Annotated in this window: 13 protein-coding genes; 3 read left to right on the forward strand and 10 right to left on the reverse strand. The window is 51.5% G+C overall.

The window, feature by feature from the left end:
• Nucleotides 1-6 precede the first annotated feature (6 nt).
• From OGV71_RS09715 to katG, 3 genes are all read left to right on the forward strand, one after another.
• Nucleotides 7-915, forward strand: coding sequence for a LysR family transcriptional regulator (locus OGV71_RS09715; protein WP_204583117.1), 909 nt, complete (start codon nucleotides 7-9; stop codon nucleotides 913-915).
• A gap of 157 nt (nucleotides 916-1,072) precedes the next feature.
• Nucleotides 1,073-1,960 (forward strand): methylenetetrahydrofolate reductase, encoded by an 888-nt coding sequence (gene metF / locus OGV71_RS09720; protein WP_003028830.1) that lies wholly within the window; start codon nucleotides 1,073-1,075, stop codon nucleotides 1,958-1,960.
• Nucleotides 1,961-2,126: 166 nt separating this feature from the next.
• Nucleotides 2,127-4,307: a catalase/peroxidase HPI gene (gene katG, locus OGV71_RS09725; protein WP_003028832.1), complete on the forward strand. Its 2,181-nt coding sequence runs from the start codon at nucleotides 2,127-2,129 to the stop codon at nucleotides 4,305-4,307.
• A 45-nt stretch (nucleotides 4,308-4,352) separates the two neighbouring features.
• On the opposite strand, the gene nagE is transcribed toward katG, so the two are convergent.
• The 10 genes from nagE to OGV71_RS09775 form a co-directional block, all read right to left on the reverse strand.
• Nucleotides 4,353-6,365: an N-acetylglucosamine-specific PTS transporter subunit IIBC gene (nagE, locus tag OGV71_RS09730; protein ID WP_286533135.1), complete on the reverse strand. Its 2,013-nt coding sequence runs from the start codon at nucleotides 6,363-6,365 to the stop codon at nucleotides 4,353-4,355.
• Between the two features lie 262 nt (nucleotides 6,366-6,627).
• Complete coding sequence (gene nagA, locus OGV71_RS09735) at nucleotides 6,628-7,770, reverse strand: N-acetylglucosamine-6-phosphate deacetylase (protein WP_102191196.1); 1,143 nt, start codon at nucleotides 7,768-7,770, stop codon at nucleotides 6,628-6,630.
• A gap of 16 nt (nucleotides 7,771-7,786) precedes the next feature.
• Complete coding sequence (nagB, locus tag OGV71_RS09740; RefSeq protein ID WP_230122394.1) at nucleotides 7,787-8,524, reverse strand: glucosamine-6-phosphate deaminase; 738 nt, start codon at nucleotides 8,522-8,524, stop codon at nucleotides 7,787-7,789.
• A 9-nt stretch (nucleotides 8,525-8,533) separates the two neighbouring features.
• A complete protein-coding gene (locus OGV71_RS09745; RefSeq protein ID WP_230122393.1) occupies nucleotides 8,534-9,448 on the reverse strand; it encodes a glycyl-radical enzyme activating protein in 915 nt (304 codons plus the stop codon).
• Between the two features lie 13 nt (nucleotides 9,449-9,461).
• Entirely contained in the window at nucleotides 9,462-11,885 is a 2,424-nt protein-coding gene (locus tag OGV71_RS09750) for a glycyl radical protein (protein WP_048234193.1), read from the reverse strand.
• Between the two features lie 163 nt (nucleotides 11,886-12,048).
• The gene (locus OGV71_RS09755) at nucleotides 12,049-12,795 is read right to left on the reverse strand and encodes a DeoR/GlpR family DNA-binding transcription regulator (protein ID WP_048234192.1); all 747 of its coding nucleotides are present in this window, start codon (nucleotides 12,793-12,795) and stop codon (nucleotides 12,049-12,051) included.
• 171 nt (nucleotides 12,796-12,966) lie between these two features.
• Nucleotides 12,967-14,070, reverse strand: a complete 1,104-nt coding sequence (gldA, locus tag OGV71_RS09760) for a bifunctional L-1,2-propanediol dehydrogenase/glycerol dehydrogenase (RefSeq protein ID WP_204583116.1) — start codon at nucleotides 14,068-14,070, stop codon at nucleotides 12,967-12,969.
• A 12-nt stretch (nucleotides 14,071-14,082) separates the two neighbouring features.
• Nucleotides 14,083-14,745, reverse strand: a complete 663-nt coding sequence (gene fsa / locus OGV71_RS09765; RefSeq protein WP_204583115.1) for a fructose-6-phosphate aldolase — start codon at nucleotides 14,743-14,745, stop codon at nucleotides 14,083-14,085.
• A gap of 247 nt (nucleotides 14,746-14,992) precedes the next feature.
• Nucleotides 14,993-15,841, reverse strand: a complete 849-nt coding sequence (locus tag OGV71_RS09770; protein WP_087879515.1) for an AraC family transcriptional regulator — start codon at nucleotides 15,839-15,841, stop codon at nucleotides 14,993-14,995.
• Between the two features lie 151 nt (nucleotides 15,842-15,992).
• Nucleotides 15,993-17,726 carry a phosphoethanolamine transferase CptA gene (locus OGV71_RS09775; protein ID WP_204583114.1) on the reverse strand — a complete coding sequence of 578 codons (1,734 nt, stop codon included), beginning with the start codon at nucleotides 17,724-17,726 and terminating at the stop codon, nucleotides 15,993-15,995.
• Nucleotides 17,727-17,760 lie beyond the last annotated feature (34 nt).

Below are 17,760 nucleotides of genomic sequence, written 5' to 3' on the forward strand. Positions count from 1 at the left end.
TTCGGTATGACAACATCGCCATTACACTCTCTGGATATTCGCCTGCTGCGCTACTTTTCCGTAGTAGCGGAAGAGAACAATATGAGCCGGGCTGCGCAGCGCTTGTTCATGTCGCAGCCACCGTTGAGCCGCCACATTCGCCAGCTTGAAGATCGCCTGGGGGTCACGCTGTTTGTCCGTCATACCCGTGGATTAACGCTGACGGAGGACGGCCAGCGCGTACTTGAAATGGTACGCCCGCTGCTTGATCTCCAGGACAAAACCTACGCTGCGTTGAGTCAATTAACGCAAATCAGGGAGCCATCTCTGCGCTTAGGGTTAAGCACGGCGTTTGAACAGGGCGTTTTTGCGGCGCTTGAGTCACAGCTGACTACGCATGTGCAGAAGCGACATATTGTCCGTCATGGTTCGCCTGAACTCGCGCGTCTGGTGCGTCGTGGAAAGCTGGATGCCGCGCTGGTGGCGTTACCGCTTGAGACTTCGGGGCTTAGCGTCACGCCGCTCGGCTGGCAAGAATCGTTGATCGTCACCTTACCCGCGCTCTGGCCAGAGGCGGCGCTGCCTTCGCTCTCGTTAATGTCGCTGAGCCACCGACCACTGTTCTGGTTCAAACGTGAACGTAACCCTGCCTTTTTTGATTACACCCGACACATTTTTAGTCGTGCCGGTTACGCTCCTGCCTGTATTGAAGAACCGCTGGAACATGACGTGTTGTTGGCGCGGATCGCGCAGGGTGAAGGTCTGAGTCTGCTTCCGGCCTCTTTTTCCGCTATCCAACGTCGGGGTGTGATATTCCTGCCGCTTACCGATACCGAATTGTGTATTAGCACGGGGCTGCTGATGCTGCCTGAAAACGTAAAGAAATTAGAGTGGCTGCAGACGGTCATGGCGCAATCCCTCATCAATTCAGACTGATGTGAATTTTTTTCACGTTGACTGAGTATTCCTCACCTTTAGCGATGATTTTTGTGTTGACGCCAGCATGCTTTTCCGTCATTTTTACATCTAGACGTCTAAACGTATAGCAGTTCACAACACAACATATAACGACAAAAGATTGATGAGGTAAGGTATGAGCTTTTTTCACGCCAACCAGCGGGAAGCCCTGAATCAGAGCCTGGCAGAAGTTGCCGGTCAGATTAACGTTTCATTTGAGTTTTTCCCGCCGCGCACCAGTGAAATGGAGCAAACCCTGTGGAACTCCATCGATCGCCTGAGCAGCCTGAAGCCGAAGTTTGTTTCAGTCACTTACGGTGCAAACTCTGGTGAGCGCGACCGTACGCACAGCATTATTAAAGGCATTAAGGATCGCACGGGTCTTGAAGCAGCGCCGCACCTGACCTGTATTGATGCGACCCGTGATGAGCTGCGTACCATTGCTCAGGACTACTGGAACAACGGTATTCGTCATATTGTTGCCCTGCGCGGTGATTTGCCACCGGGAAGCGGTAAACCGGATATGTATGCTTCTGACCTGGTGACGCTACTGAAAGACGTTGCAGACTTTGATATCTCCGTTGCGGCTTACCCGGAAGTGCATCCGGAAGCGAAGAGCGCTCAGGCCGATTTGCTGAACCTGAAGCGTAAGGTTGATGCCGGTGCGAACCGGGCGATCACCCAGTTCTTCTTCGATGTAGAAAGCTATCTGCGTTTTCGCGATCGCTGCGTGTCTGCGGGTATCGATGTGGAAATTATTCCGGGTATCCTGCCAGTCTCCAACTTTAAGCAGGCGAAAAAATTTGCCGACATGACCAACGTCCGCATTCCGGCGTGGATGTCGACCATGTTTGATGGTCTGGATGATGACGCGGAAACCCGCAAGCTGGTGGGCGCTAATATCGCCATGGACATGGTGAAGATTCTCAGCCGCGAAGGGGTGAAAGATTTTCACTTCTATACCCTTAATCGTGCCGAGATGAGCTACGCTATTTGTCACACACTGGGTGTAAGACCGAACTAAACAGATCCCAGCCCTCTACGGAGGGCTTTTTGTTGATCATTTTGATCTACATCTCTGTAACGTAAAATATAAAAGGAATTAGCTATCGAATCTGTGGGTTATTTCGACTATATCTTATCACTGGTGGTGTATATCGTAGTCAGAACACTGTAAAGGGAGCATATAGATGAGCATGTCCGACGATAGCCAGAACACATCAACTGCCGGTAAGTGTCCTTTTCATCAGGGCGGTCACGACCAGAGCGCGGGAGCAGGAACGAACAACCGCGACTGGTGGCCAAATCAACTGCGCGTTGATCTTTTAAACCAACATTCCAACCGTTCTAACCCGCTGGGTGAGGACTTCGACTACCGCAAAGAGTTTAGCAAACTCGACTACTCTGCCCTGAAAGGGGATCTCAGAGCCCTTCTGTCCGAATCTCAACCGTGGTGGCCCGCTGACTGGGGAACCTATGCTGGATTGTTTATCCGCATGGCATGGCACGGTGCAGGGACCTATCGCTCCATCGATGGACGCGGTGGCGCGGGTCGCGGACAGCAGCGTTTTGCACCACTAAACTCCTGGCCGGACAACGTTAGCCTTGATAAAGCGCGTCGTCTGCTGTGGCCAATCAAGCAGAAATATGGTCAGAAAATTTCCTGGGCCGACCTGTTTATCCTCGCGGGTAACGTGGCGCTGGAAAACTCAGGCTTCCGCACCTTCGGCTTTGGTGCTGGTCGTGAAGATGTTTGGGAACCGGATCTCGACGTAAACTGGGGTGATGAAAAAGCCTGGCTGACTCACCGTCACCCGGAAGAACTGGCCAAAGCGCCGTTGGGCGCAACCGAGATGGGCCTTATCTATGTGAACCCGGAAGGGCCGGACCATAGCGGCGAACCGCTTTCAGCGGCAGCGGCTATTCGCGCGACCTTCGGTAACATGGGAATGAACGACGAAGAAACCGTAGCGCTGATTGGCGGCGGTCATACGTTGGGCAAAACCCACGGCGCTGCACCGGCTTCGCACGTAGGCGCCGATCCTGAATCCGCACCGATTGAAGCACAGGGCCTGGGCTGGGCGAGCAGCTACGGCAGTGGCGCGGGCGCAGACGCAATTACTTCCGGTCTGGAAGTGGTCTGGACGCAGACGCCGACCCAATGGAGCAACTATTTCTTCGAGAACCTGTTCAAATATGAGTGGGTACAAACTCGCAGTCCGGCAGGCGCTATTCAGTTTGAAGCGGTTGATGCGCCAGAAATTATTCCTGATCCGTTTGATCCATCGAAAAAACGTAAGCCGACGATGCTGGTTACCGACCTGACGCTGCGTTTCGATCCTGAGTTCGAGAAAATCTCCCGCCGTTTCCTGAACGATCCACAGGCGTTCAACGAAGCGTTTGCCCGTGCGTGGTTTAAACTGACGCACCGTGATATGGGGCCGAAAGCGCGTTACATCGGGCCGGAAGTGCCAAAAGAAGATCTGATTTGGCAAGACCCGCTGCCGCATGCGTTCTTCAACCCAAGCGAAGAAGATATCCTGAAGCTGAAAGCGACCATTGCCGCTTCCGGGCTGTCCGTGGGCGAACTGGTATCGGTAGCGTGGGCGTCGGCATCGACTTTCCGCGGTGGGGATAAACGTGGCGGCGCTAACGGTGCGCGTCTGGCGCTGGATCCACAGCGAGGCTGGGATGTGAATGCCACCGCAGCACGCGTTCTGCCTGTGCTGGAAGGGATTTATAAGTCTGCTCATACCGCCTCGTTGGCCGATATTATCGTGCTGGCAGGTGTTGTCGGTATCGAGCAGGCGGCAAGTGCTGCGGGTGTCAGCATTAAGGTACCTTTTGCGCCGGGCCGCGTGGATGCGCGCCAGGATCAAACGGATATTGAGATGTTTGAACTGCTTGAGCCAATCGCCGATGGCTTCCGTAACTACCGCGCCCGTCCTGACGTATCGACCACCGAGTCGCTGCTGATCGATAAAGCACAGCAGCTGACGCTAACCGCACCGGAAATGACCGTGCTGGTGGGCGGTATGCGCGTACTGGGCACCAACTTTGATGGTAGCCAGCACGGTGTCTTTACCGATCGTCCAGGCGTACTCAGCACTGACTTCTTCGTCAATCTGCTGGATATGCGCCATGAGTGGAAGGCGGTTGATGAGTCACAAGAGCTGTTTGAAGGTCGTGACCGTCTGAGCGGCGAAGTAAAATACACCGCAACCCGCGCCGATCTGGTATTTGGTTCTAACTCTGTACTGCGCGCAGTGGCTGAAGTTTATGCCTGCAGCGATGCCCACGAGAAGTTCGTGAGAGATTTCGTGGCCGCATGGGTGAAAGTGATGAACCTGGATCGTTTCGATCTGCTGTAAGTCAATAAATCAGCGACTGCCAAAGGCAGTCGCTGATTTTGTCATTTATCCCTTGATGATGTAGAGCGGGGTCTGTCCCGCAATGACGTTACCGTCTGGCATCCTGAACTCTATCTCCGTAAAATCTTCAATATTGCTGCATACCACCGGGCTTAACATTGAGCGGACGCTGGCATTCAGGAAATCGAGATCCATTTCCAGTATCGGTTGGCCTGCGACAACATCACTCCCTTCTTCTACCAGACGACAGAATCCCTGCCCGTTAAGCGCAACAGTATCTAGCCCCATATGGACGATGATCTCCGCGCCCGTGTTCGTTGTCAGGCAGAACGCATGGTTAGTGTTAAAGATTTTTACGATAGTGCCTGCTGCGGGTGAAACAACCGTGCTGCCTGTCGGGAGTATAGCAACACCATCCCCAACAGCTTTACTGGCGAAGGCTTCATCCGGCACGTGTTCCAGCATGACGACCTTACCGCTTACCGGAGCGACCAGTTCAGTGATGACGGCAGTATGCTTTGTCATCTGTGGTTTAACCGAAGTGGGAGCGGCGGCAACGGCTCTGGCTGCTTCTACATAGCCTATAGTTTTCATCGCGTTGGCGATTTTTTCTGCGACGAATCCGACGATGATTTGCACGCTGGTTTGGTTCAGACGGATAACCCCCGTAGCACCCAATCGTTTTGCCAGGGCGTCATTGACTAGTGAGGAATCGTTGACACTCAGCCGTAGGCGAGTGATACAGGCGTCAATGCCGGTCAGGTTTTCTGAGCCACCAATAGCCGCGATGTACTGACGCGCCAGTTCACTCACATTTTGATTTTTAGGGCTACTGATATTGGTGTCCTGACCATCGGCACAACTCCCGGCAACGGCCAGCTCGCGCCCAGGGGTGAGCAGATCAAATTTGATGATGGTGAAACGAAACATCAGATAGTAGATAACGAAAAATACCAGTCCCAAAGGTATGAGAAAATACCATTGCACGGCGAGCGGATTACGTGAAGAAAGCACCATGTCTACCAGGCCAGCGCTGAAGCCAAAACCGGCAATCCAGTGCAGGCTGGCCGCGACAAAAACGGCAATCCCTGATAGCAACGCGTGAATGACGTACAGCATCGGCGCGACAAACATGAAGGAAAATTCCAGCGGCTCAGTGATGCCTGTGAAAAATGAGGCGAACGCGCCAGCCATCATGATCCCCATGACTTTTGCTTTGTTCTCAGGACGTGCGCATTGATAAATCGCCAGCGCAGCGCCCGGCAGACCAAACATCATGATCGGAAAGAAACCCGCCTGATAACGCCCCGTGATGCCGACAATGCCTTTTCCCGTTTCAATTGATTGTGCGCCGCCGAGAAAATTGGGGATATCGTTAATCCCGGCAACATCAAACCAAAACACAGAATTTAGTGCATGGTGCAAGCCCACAGGAATCAGCAATCGATTAAAGAATGCGTAGATCCCCGCACCAACTGAACCGAGCTTTTGAATATGTTCGCCAAAACCCACTAGGCCGCTGAAAACGACAGGCCAGATAAACATCATGATAAAAGCGACAATAATCATCACGAAAGAGGTGATGATGGGGACGAGACGGCGTCCGCTGAAGAACGAAAGAGCTTTTGGCAGTTCGACGCTGCCAAAGCGGTTATACAGTTCAGCAGAGATGACGCCAACCATGATGCCAATAAACTGGTTTTTAATCTTAGCAAATGCCGCTGGCACCTGCTCCAGTGGGATTTGCTGGATCATCGCCACGGCGGCGGGTGAACAGAGGGTCGTTAATACAAGAAAGCCGACAAACCCCGCCAGCGCCGCAGCACCATCTTTATCTTTTGACATTCCATACGCCACACCGACAGCAAACAGCACTCCCATATTGTCGATGATAGCGGAGCCAGATTGAATAAATAAGGCGGCCAGCGCGTTGGCACTTCCCCAACCCGTTGGATCGATCCAGTATCCGATACCCATTAAAATAGCGGCCGCTGGTAACGTTGCTACTGGCACCATTAATGCACGGCCCACTTTTTGCAAATAACCCAAAATATTCATGGCATTCCCTATAAGCAGATAGAAATCATCAGATCAGAAATATATATTCTGAATGGTTAATAATGTTTGCGATGGGAGGTAAATGTGGCGGGTGTATAGTTATTATTTTGTGCGTTATTTTTAAGTGAATATAAATGCGATTAATGTGGTTTGTATCTCATTTTATTAAAATAACAAATTATCTTCCTTTATAAAATATAAATAAAATTTGGCGGTCGTTATTTAACAACCGCTGAATAGAAATAGGTAAATATAATACCAATTAATTAATTGACCAGGTAATTGCTCCTTTACAGAAAGTGGTATTGACCTGGTAATTATCTTCCAGTACGACAATATCGGCGTCGTATCCGCGCTGTAATTTCCCTTTACGATCGTCTATTCCGAGAAGGCGAGCGGGATTAATTGTGCAGGATTTTAACGCAGAGCTAAAGGGAACCATCGCCCTCTCGACCATATTATACAGGCCGCGATTCAATTGAAGTGTGCTCCCGACCAGTACGCCATTTTCTCGCCGTGTGGCACCGTCTTCACCAAGAATCATCGGCTCTCCGCCAAACATGTAGCGGCCAGGTGCTTCACCTTTGGCTTTCATTGAGTCGCTGATCATAATGATATAGTCATCATTTTTGGCATGGAATAAATGTGCCGCTGAAACCAGGCTGACAAAAATACCATCGGCAATCAATTCGCCATACAGCCCATCCAGCCGCCAGGCGGCCCCCAATAAACCTGGCTCGCGGTTAACATATTTCGCCATCCCGTTGTAAACGTGGGTGACGCTGCTTGCGCCGTTGCCCGTGGCTTCCAGTGCCTGTTCAAAGGAAGCATCGGAATGCCCCATACTGACGATGATGTTCTTCTCTTTGCAGTAGCGGGTTAGAGTGTGGCCCGGGTCCATCTCCGGTGCCAGAGTGACAGCGATAATTTGCCCCTCTGCTGCCTGTTCGTAAGCGGCGAAATCGGTAAGGCTGGCCTGGCGAATGGCCTTTTCGGGCTGTGCGCCACGATACAGAGGATTCAGGAAAGGCCCTTCAAGATGAATACCGAGGATCTCCGCTCCAGCCGATGGGTGGTGCATAACATGAGCAATATTGCGTAGTGCTGCAAGCAGAATTGGGTGATCGTCAGTGACCGTTGTTGGGCAAAAGGCTGTGACGCCTTCCTGCGGTAAATGCGAGAGCCAGCGGCGCAGGCCAGCGGCGTCATCTTCGTTTGTGTCGTAGTTCCATCCGCCATGTGCGTGCATATCAATAAAGCCAGGAACAATTCGACGCAGACCAAAATCATAATCGGCGTCGGCGATTAGTCCGACGTTAATATCAATAATTTTTCCGTTCGCAACGGTAATGTGCGCTGGAAAAAAACTCCCGTAAAGCCATACCCGTTCACTCTGAATAATCATACGCGCCTCCGGATAATTAAATATGAAGCTGTGATGCCGCCTCGCGATCGCAAATTACCGTCACATTTGGGTGCATTAACAGAAACGACGCTGGAAATTGCGGGTCAATGCGGGTGCAGTCGTGAAGCTGTTTAATCACTGAGGATTTTGATTTGCCGTTAGCAATCAGGACTATCTCTTTGCTTCTCAGAATGGTTCCCATGCCGAGCGTAATCGCCTGCTGCGGCACGTCCTCCTGTCGTGCAAAGAATCGGGCGTTGGCTTCGATAGTATCCACGTTGAGATTAATGACATGACATACTGGGCTATGAGTAGCATGCGGCTCGTTAAAACCGATATGGCCGTCGTGACCGATGCCGAGGATGGTCATATCAAAGTCGCCGTGATCAACGATAGTTTGCTCATAGCGGGCGCATTCTGCGGTTAAATTGGCGGCCAGAACATCGGGAACAAAAGTATTTTCGGCGGGGATATTTGTGTACTGATAAAGGTGTTGTTGCAGGAAATAGTAATAACTTTGTGGGTCTGTTTTACGTAGCGGAATATATTCATCGATATTGAAGGCGAATGTTTTTGTAAAGTCAGCGTCACCATTTTTCGCCATGCGACTCATTTCTGCCAGCATGCCTACTGGCGTTCCACCCGTTGGAATAGCCATAACCAGGTCGGGTTTATTTATCAATGCCGCGGCAACGCGTTTTGCCGCCAGCATGCTCATTTCTGTATAGGTTTCGGTAATAATAAAATTAAGCATGTTCGTCCTTTAACCGCCAATGGTGGCCCTCAGGCCAATCTCTTCGGCATATTGTTTAATTTGTTCCGTCATCTCGTGTTGGCAAGCGGGAATGTCTTTTAATAAATAAGGAATGCCTAGTTTTTGATATTTTCCGACGCCATAAATGTGATACTCGAGAATATCGACCTGCTGCACCGCGCTACCGAGTGTGCGGATAAAATCGAGGCGTTTACGGATATCGGCTGGATCATCATTACGTGTTGGTACGATCACCATGCGTGCCAGGATCGGCTTGCCCATTGCCGCGATCGCTTTGGCATTCTCCAGGATCAACCGGTTATCAACACCTGTACAACTGAGATGGGTTTCTGCATCAAAGACTTTAAAATCGTAGGAAACAAGATCGACGGCTTCAACCAGAGGGCGGAGTTTTTCCCAGCGAATATAACCGGCGGTATCCAGGCAGACATGTATCCCTTCCGCCTTCAACAGCAGGGCGGTTTCCCTGACAAACTCTGCCTGAAGCGCCGGCTCACCGCCGGAAAAGGTGACGCCGCCGTGGCTTTCATCGTAAAACGCTTTGTCGCGCAGCAGCAAGTCTGCCAGTTGGTGAGATGTTATCTCTTGGCCGACTTTCTCATAGCCGTCATAGGGGCACATGTCGACGATATCCAGCAGATTGGTGCACTTTTTCCGGTCGATATTCACCCCGTTGCCCGGTTGTGCGAGGGTAATCGCGCTGTTTGCCGCCGCTTGTACGCAGGTCCCGCACTGGCGGCAGCGCTCTTTAAACCAGAAAACGTTGAAACCAGGCCTGATGGTTTCCGGATTCGCACACCACTGACAGCGTAAATTACACTGCTGCATAAAGACGGTGCTGCGTATTCCAGGGCCATCCTTGGTGGAATAATGCTGAATGCGGGAGATCAGGCCTGTTCTCATATTAACGTTCTCCTCACCATGCCAGTTCTGTACGGGCGATAATCGCGTCCTGCGCTTCCGGCATCAGCGTCGAAAACAAAGCGCAATAACCCGCCACGCGCACCATTAGGTTCGGATAATCTTCCGGGTGCGCTTTCGCTGCTCGCAGAATATTTGAATCGATGATGTTGAACTGGTTGTGGAAGATATTCTTCATCCGGCTGGCTTCCATGAAATGGGTAAATTTCTCCAGGTTATCGTCGCCTTCCAGTGCGCTCGGCGTGAATTTCATGTTCAGCAACTGGCCACCGGCGATTTTCTGGTTTGGCAGCTTCGCCACGGAGTTGATCACCGCCGTTGGCCCTTCTTTATCCGCGCCGAGGCACGGTGATGCACCTTCGTTTAATGGCAGAGTCGCCAGGCGACCATCTGGCGTTGCGCCAACGTCAAAGCCGTTCGGGACGTAGGAGGTGATGTTGGACGTGGACATGGTGTAACCGCAGCCTTTCGGTCCTTTGCCGTAGCGATCGGTTTTGTACTTCGGCAGCAGCTTCAGATAGGACTCGAACACGTCGGCGACAATGTAATCAACGTAGTCGATATCGTTGCCAAACTTCGGCGCGTTGCGGCATAGCTTGCGTACGCGTGCGCCTTCAATGCCTTCAAAGTTGCTGTCCATGGCATCACGCAGTTGCTTGAGTGTTAGCACCTGGTCATCAAAGACCAACTTCTTCACCGCAGCGAGGCTGTCACCAACTACCGAAGGCCCGATATTGGAGGAACTGACAAAGTCGTACTCTGCGCCGCCGTTTTTCAGCGTTTTACCGCGCTCCAGAGAGCAGTTAATGGTCGCGGAAGCGAAAGCGTCGGCATCGTGATGTTTCAGTGCACGATCGCACACCAGATCGCAGTCCACCGCCAGGTCGGAGTAGAACTCCAGCAACTGATTCCACGCAGCCCACACTTCATCATAAGACGCATAGTTAATTTCGCGGCCTTCTTTGCCGTTCACTTTTACCAGCTGTACGCCGGTTGCCGGGCAGCAGCCGTTGTTCATCACCAGTTCAAGAATTTTGCCGAAGTTAACGTAGGTCATACCGGTAGCGCGGTGGCCCCAACGGCCAGGAATAGCGGTTTCCACGCAGCCCATTGAGGCATATTCACGGGCGACCTCTTCCGTCAGACCAAGCGTCATCATTGCAGGGATCACCACTTCATCACAGAAAATGGACGGCATGCCAAAGCCCTTGCGGATCAGTTTTGCCGAATCCTGCATCAGTGAATGCGGGGTATCTTTAGAGAAACGTACGCTTAAGTTTGGTTCTGGCAGGCCGGTTAATGCCATCGCTTCCAGCGATAAATAAGAGAGATCGTTGGTGCCGTCAGTGCCGTCCGGCTTCATGCCTCCGACCATCAGGTTGGAATAAAGTGGGTAACCGCCGCTATACTGAGTGTGGCCCCACGGGCGTACTTTGTTGAGGCTGTTGGTCATGATGAAGAAGTGGGTCAGGATCTCCAGCGCCTTCTCTTTACTGATTTTTCCTGAGTGAATATCCGCTTCGTAGAACGACCAGACGTACTGGTCAAAACGGCCAAAGGAGAACGAGTGGCCGTTGCTTTCGATCATCATCAGTAAATGGGTTAGATAGACTGTTTCTACCGCTTCCCAAAAGCTCTGCGCTTTGCCTTCCATCAAGTGGGCGAACATATCGCTCATTGCCAGCAACTCGTCGCGACGTTTAGTATCGCTGGTTTTTGCCGCCTCTTCTTTGGCCAGCAAAGAGAAGCGTTTGCAGTAGTTCAGGGCGGCGTCCATGGTGATGATGACGGCCTGGTAGAAATCGGTCTGTTCTTCGGTCAGGTGTTGATCTTCTGCCAGATGTTGTTTGGCGATATCGCGCATGCCGCCGTAACCGACTTCGAGTACGAAATCATGGTTTGGAATGATGTGACCATCACCGGACATGCTGATACCACCACGGTGCAATACGCCCTGCTTTTCCGCCAGGCGGTTAATTTGCGGTAGGTTGGTTAATACTTCATCCTGATGGGTTTTACCCTGCCAGTAGTCTTGCAATACACGCAGACGTGCTTTGGTTTCTTCACATACCTGGAAGCTGTCGCCGGACCGCTTGTCAAATTCGTCGAGTTCATCAATCACCCAGTTGAAAGAGAACTCCGGAAATACTGGCGCAGCGAAGTTGGCGCTGGCCTGGTTGCCGACGATCAACATATCCGGCTCAATGTAAATGGTCATGTTTGCCAGAATGTCGGCCAGCGCCAACGCCCGGCGAATAACGATCGGTTTGCCTTCTGAACGTTTAAACGATTCGGTAATGATTTCTGCGCGTTCCGGGCATAACGTCGCGGTACGGTGGAACATCTGATCCTGCTTTTTCGCAATCCTGGCAAAATCGCAATCGTTGTTGGTGGGTTTAAAACTGAGTAATCCGTTCATAAAGACCTCAATGTGGGAAGGGGTTTTCGTATTCCACGCCTGAGGTGTTCGATTGTCAATCTGTTTATGATCTATTTTGTTCCTTTGATCACATAAAAATATAAAAAGAACATTTAAAGAGGACAGAAACGCACAGAAAGATGTGCGTTTAAGAGGGGGAAACTCAGGAAGGGGTATCAGCTAACAGTAGCTGAACATGTCCGTTAAGTTGTGCGGTAAGGGTATCGGGTACACCGCTTTGACTGATGATGTAGTTAAAATCAGCAATACGACCATGCCCGGCAAGAAATGTCTGCCCAAACTTGCTTTTATCTGCCAGCAGAATTTTTTGTCGTCCGGCGCGTAGCAAAGCTTGTTTGACGTGAGCATCCGGCAGTTTGGGAACGGTGAGCTCGCCAGCTTCGTTGATGCCCTGGGTGCTGAGGAAGACCTTATCGGCATGAATATTATTGAAAAAATTAGACGTGCAGGATGAAATCATCCCCTGCGTATCATCTTCATATTCGCCAGGCGCAACAATCAGTTTTATCCCCCGCCTTCCTTTAAGCAGGTTAACCACTGGAATAGAGTTGGTGATCACCATGATTTTTTTATCAAACAGGAATTGTGCAAAGGCCAGCAGCGTGGTGCCGCAATCTATAATAATCGTGTCGCCGTCTTCGACCAGTTCGGCGGCTTTCTGGCCTATCAGATGCTTATCATCGACCATTTGCACGGATTTTAGCTGGAAGCTGGGCTCTACGCTGGCACCGCTGGTCAGGTAAGCGCCGCCGTAGGTTGTTTTGACAATCCCTTGTTTTTCAAAGAAGGAGAGGTCGCGGCGAATGGTCATCTTGGTGACGCCAAATTTTTCTGCGAGTTCGTTAACGACGACTTTCTTGTCCTGCTGCAGAATGGCGTAAATGCTCATTCTTCTGTCTGATGATTGCATAGTCACGCTTCGTTTGAAGGAAAAGCGCACTATAAAACACACATCTCATGCTGGCAACATGCGATGAAAAGAACATAAAAGAACATAGCGGCAGGAACAAAACTGCCGGATGGCAACGCTAAAACATCTTACTCATCCGGCAAACAGCTTTTATTCCCACTCTTGCAGGTAACGTTGACCGTACTGGTCAGCCACAAGCAGGGCGGCATACACCTGGTCCGGCGTTGCGCCGCCAGGCATGTTGTGGATGGTTTCGCCTTCGGCACAGGCTGCCTCAGCCACAATGCGCATTTTCGCCTGAATATCCTGTTTGATATCCAGTTGTGCCAGGGTAATCGGCAAGCCAACGGAATGGCACAGCGCGGCAACGGTTTCAATTTCATCGACCGGCGCGTTTTCCAGCACCAACTGCGTCAGCGTACCGAAAGCCACTTTCTCGCCGTGGTAATAATGATGTGCATCCGGGATTGCGGTCAGACCGTTATGAATGGCGTGAGCCGCTGCCAGACCACCGCTTTCAAAACCGACGCCACTCAGATAGGTGTTGGCTTCAATAATGCGCTCCAGTGCTGGTGTAACCACGTGCTGCTCTGCAGCCAGTATCGCTTTTTCACCTTCTTCGATCAGCGTATTAAAGCACAGCTCTGCCAGCGCCAGCGCCGCCTGAGTACACTGACCGCCCGCCATGGTGGTTGCGCCGCTGCGTGAACAGGCACGCGCTTCGAACCAGGTCGCCAGCGCATCGCCAATACCCGCAGCTAACAGACGCGCCGGTGCGCCCGCGACAATTTTGGTATCAACAATGACCCTGTCCGGGTTATTAGGCAGCAGCAGATAGCGATCGAATTCACCGGCATCGGTGTAAATGACGGACAGCGCGCTGCACGGCGCATCGGTAGAGGCGATGGTTGGCGCAATGGCGACAGGCACGCCCATAAAGTGCGCCAGCGCTTTGGCGGTATCCAGCGTTTTACCGCCACCAATACCAAGTACTGCCGCACACTGCGCTTTTTCCGCTACGACGCGCAGACGGTCGATTTCGTTTTGTGAACATTCGCCGCCAAACGGTGCAATCTCCAGCGCCAGTCCGGCATCCTGGAAGCTTTTTTCCAGTGCACCCTGGGCAAAGCCTAAGACAAACTTGTCTCCAACGACCAGCCAGCGCTCTGCCAGTGGTTTGAGGTAGCTGCCAAGACGGGTAATAACATCAGCACCCTGGATGTACTTACCAGGTGATTGAATAATGCGATCCATACTTTATTTCCCTCACAGGTTGATGTGACCAAATGCGTTGTTCCAGTCCTGCTCAAACTTCTCTATTGCTGACTCTACCGCAGGGGTATTGAGCATTTGTTGCGCTACGTCTAATGGTAGGGTGATTGCTTCACATCCTGCCAGCAAGCAATCCAGCGCCTGACGTGGAGTTTTAAAGCTGGCCGCCAGTACCATGCTGTTCGGTGCATGCAGTTCCAGCAATGTTTGCAGTTCCTGTACTGTGCGAATCCCGTCGCCGCCCTGCGCGTCGATACGGTTAACGTAAGGCGCGATATATTTCGCTCCTGCCAGCGCAGCCAGTAGCCCCTGAGAAGCACTGTAAACGGCGGTTCCCAGCGTGGTGATACCCTCTTTTTTCAGTATCTTGATCGCGGCCAGACCTTCGGATGTCACCGGGATTTTCACTACCAGACCGGGCACCGCATTGCTCAGGCGTTTAGCTTCTTCCACCATGCCCTGCGCATCCCGGCTCATGGTCTGGGCAAACAGAATGCCCTCTTTGCCAATGGCGTTCTGCAGGCGTGGCAGCACATCCCAGATGGATTCTTTGCTTGCTGCCACAATGCTTGGGTTGGTGGTGACGCCCGCGATAGGGAAGATGCGGGCCAGACGTTCGACTTCCGCGACGTTGGCGGTATCAAGATAAAGTTCCATACAAAAACACCCTCTACGTTTTCCGTTAGCTACCCGTTGCCGGGTTGCTTTGCTATGCACAGGATAAGAGTGTTTCGTCACGCGGCGCTATCTGACAAATCTGCCAAAAGCTGGATAAATGTAATATGGCTATAAAAGTGGGAGATACTTCACATGTAAGTGATATGTGCTGGCATATGTTTTTTGATAATACAAAAATCCAGTAAATGTTACCTTTGTCTCCGTTTTCTGTCCCAGTATGCGATTATTACTGGTCAGTTTTTTTCTCCGTCAGCTGGCTGTGATACTGCCGACGATACTCTGACGGCGAACGCTCAGTATTCTTGCGAAACAGGCGGCAGAAGTAGTTGCTGTCAATAAACCCACAGGTGTGCGCCACGTCTTTGATCTTCAGCTCGTAACCCTTTAATAGCGTTTTTGCATGTTCCAGTCGCGTATGATTCAGGTATTCGTTAAACCCGATAGCGCCCGTTTTTTGAAACAGGTGGGAGAGGTAATTGGGTGAAATGTAAAACGCCTGCGCGACGGATTCTCGGGTGAGCGGCGAAGCGTAGCGTTCGTCAATATAGCCGCGAATGGCGTCGAAAAGCGCCTGACTACGTGATGCGGTTTGGATCTGGCTGCCGAGTAGATCGCGACAGTGACTCAGCAAGCTTGCAACGATTAGCCTGGCCGTTTGCTGCTCCTGCGGCTGCATTTGCATCTCATGGAGCGTTTGCAGCAGAAAAGAGCCAATACGCGGCCCACGCCGTGCGACGTGCTGGCGGGTAAGGTTTTGATATTGCTTGCCGTCCCATTGGACGACGCTGAAATCCAGTTGCTGTTTGCCGAAAAGAATGCTGAGTGTAGTGACCGATGTGACCCACTGCGGAAAATTCCAGCCGCCAGCCGGAACAAACAAGACATCGCCGGGGGTAAGCACCTTATCGATGCCAGAATCCGCAAATTCACCTTCCAGCACAATTTCCAGCCGGGGAAAATCGACCTGATACGCCAGTTCCGGCGTTGTGCTAGTGGTGCTGGCAAAATAAATCTGCCGCAGCGGCGTGGGGCCGTTAATCAGTCGGGAGAGAAGATGGCTGACGTCGTGATACATGTTAATCCCTTGCAGGCAGCAGACAGGGAAACAGTAACGTTGAAAACAATCGCCCTCAAGTGATTATTGCCGGATGGCGGCTAATGCCATATCCGGCCTACAAGTCTTTGCGAGCTGTAGGCAGGATAAGCGTAACGCATCCGGCAGACGGTTATTGATTACCGATTTGATCGCCGTAAGGCAGGGAATCGTAATCTATCAGGGCATTTTTCTTGTACGGATTGCCAATCCAGCGGGTTGTCTCTTTGAACTGCGGACTGGTAATGGCGCGAGTTGGATCGAAGCCATCGTAGGTGAAACCCGCTAAGTCAGACCATGTGTGGATAAGCTCTGAGCTGCTGTATTTACGATTCACATCCTGTGAGAAGTCGCGCGGGTGCGCGGCCTGCCATTTTTCCGAAGTCCACAACAGGAACGGCACCGTGTACATATGACGCGTTGGGTTGTCTTCATTACGACCCTGCGTTTTGTGCGGTGGCGTATCGTAAACCTCTTCGCCATGATCGGAGAAGTACAGCAGGAAGCCGTTCGGATCGGTCGCTTTATAGTCTTTGATCAGGCTGGCAATAATATGATCGTTATAAACATTCGCGCTGTCGTAATCGTTGTAGGCTTCCAGCTCATCGTTACTCAGGCCTGCGGGAACATGGTCGGTATTATTATCGAACTTACCCTGGCCATCCGGATAGCGGAATTTGTACTTAATATGCGTACCCAGCAGATGCACGATGATGAACTTTTTCGGTGCCGGGTCGGCCAGTACTTCTTTAAATGGCGCCAGCACGTTGCTGTCATATTCGCGCGCACTTTGCGTACGCTGCTGGTTCATATAGAACTGTTTATCCGTCTGCTTAGAGAACACCGTCAGCATGGTGTTGCGGGCGGTCATCGTCTGCTGATTAGTGATCCAGAAGGTTTTATAACCCGCCTGTTTCATCATGTTCATCAGGGACGGCTGAGTCAGATACAGATCCGGGTTCTTCTCGTTAGCGAAGGTCAGCGCCTGCTGCAGGATTTCAATGGTGTACGGACGGGAAGTCACGACATTATTGAATACGGTGAAGTTAGGATCGGATTTATGCAGCGCATCCAGTTCTGGCGTCGTTTCACGCGGATAGCCATACAGGCTCATGCGGCCACGTTGCGTTGACTCACCAATCACCAGTACCAGCGTACGCGGTGCGTCACCTGAACTGTCTTTAAAGTTGGCCAGCGGCGGCAGGGCATTGTTCTCATTCAGCAGGCTATTGAGCGAGGTCAACTGCTGACGATATTGATAATACCCGGAGATGAATTGCCACGGCGCGGCGGGCTCCATACGTGAAGCGAGCCCATCCAACGTTTTTTCAAACGGCTTATGTTTGATAAATGTGTTCACTGTCATCGGATGCAGAATCAATCCGTATAACAGTGCAAACGACACCAGATAGCGCCAGGGTGATGGAATATATACCGGACGCAGACGTGTCCATAGCAGAATTGCCATTGCTGTATATGCCAGCGCAATTAAGACGATCTTCAGGCTGAAGTATTGACTCAGGTACTCGCTGGCTTCGTTCGCATTGGTTTCAAACATTACGTACAGAACGCTTTGCGAGAACTCTTGCCTGTAAATGACGTAATAGCTCAGAGCTGCCAGCGAGGCCGCCCATAGAATTACGCCAATGACGGCAGCAATAATGCGGATACGGTTTGGAAATAAAAATACCGGGATCAACCACAGCGAGCTGAACAGCAGGGAGTCGCGTAGGCCGGTAGATCCGCTATAGCCGCTAAAATAGATAACGGCCTGTAGTAATGAGGAAAAAAACCAAAAATAGAGGAGCGCCCAACCCAGGGCTTTCCAGCTAAAGGCGGGTTTAGACTGGAGTTGTAAGGATTGCATAATGTGAGCCTGTCTTTAATCGTAGCGCCAAGAG

This window comes from Citrobacter sp. Cf088 (assembly GCF_030334295.1).
Lineage (GTDB): Bacteria > Pseudomonadota > Gammaproteobacteria > Enterobacterales > Enterobacteriaceae > Citrobacter > Citrobacter freundii.

Bases quoted from the DNA above. Each gene is read 5' to 3' on its own strand.
- OGV71_RS09715 (WP_204583117.1), top strand. From the start codon at position 7: ATGACAACATCGCCATTACACTCTCTGGATATTCGCCTGCTGCGCTAC.
- metF (WP_003028830.1), top strand. From the start codon at position 1,073: ATGAGCTTTTTTCACGCCAACCAGCGGGAAGCCCTGAATCAGAGCCTG.
- katG (WP_003028832.1), top strand. From the start codon at position 2,127: ATGAGCATGTCCGACGATAGCCAGAACACATCAACTGCCGGTAAGTGT.
- nagE (WP_286533135.1), bottom strand. From the start codon at position 6,365: ATGAATATTTTGGGTTATTTGCAAAAAGTGGGCCGTGCATTAATGGTG.
- nagA (WP_102191196.1), bottom strand. From the start codon at position 7,770: ATGATTATTCAGAGTGAACGGGTATGGCTTTACGGGAGTTTTTTTCCA.
- nagB (WP_230122394.1), bottom strand. From the start codon at position 8,524: ATGCTTAATTTTATTATTACCGAAACCTATACAGAAATGAGCATGCTG.
- OGV71_RS09745 (WP_230122393.1), bottom strand. From the start codon at position 9,448: ATGAGAACAGGCCTGATCTCCCGCATTCAGCATTATTCCACCAAGGAT.
- OGV71_RS09750 (WP_048234193.1), bottom strand. From the start codon at position 11,885: ATGAACGGATTACTCAGTTTTAAACCCACCAACAACGATTGCGATTTT.
- OGV71_RS09755 (WP_048234192.1), bottom strand. From the start codon at position 12,795: ATGAGCATTTACGCCATTCTGCAGCAGGACAAGAAAGTCGTCGTTAAC.
- gldA (WP_204583116.1), bottom strand. From the start codon at position 14,070: ATGGATCGCATTATTCAATCACCTGGTAAGTACATCCAGGGTGCTGAT.
- fsa (WP_204583115.1), bottom strand. From the start codon at position 14,745: ATGGAACTTTATCTTGATACCGCCAACGTCGCGGAAGTCGAACGTCTG.
- OGV71_RS09770 (WP_087879515.1), bottom strand. From the start codon at position 15,841: ATGTATCACGACGTCAGCCATCTTCTCTCCCGACTGATTAACGGCCCC.
- OGV71_RS09775 (WP_204583114.1), bottom strand. From the start codon at position 17,726: ATGCAATCCTTACAACTCCAGTCTAAACCCGCCTTTAGCTGGAAAGCC.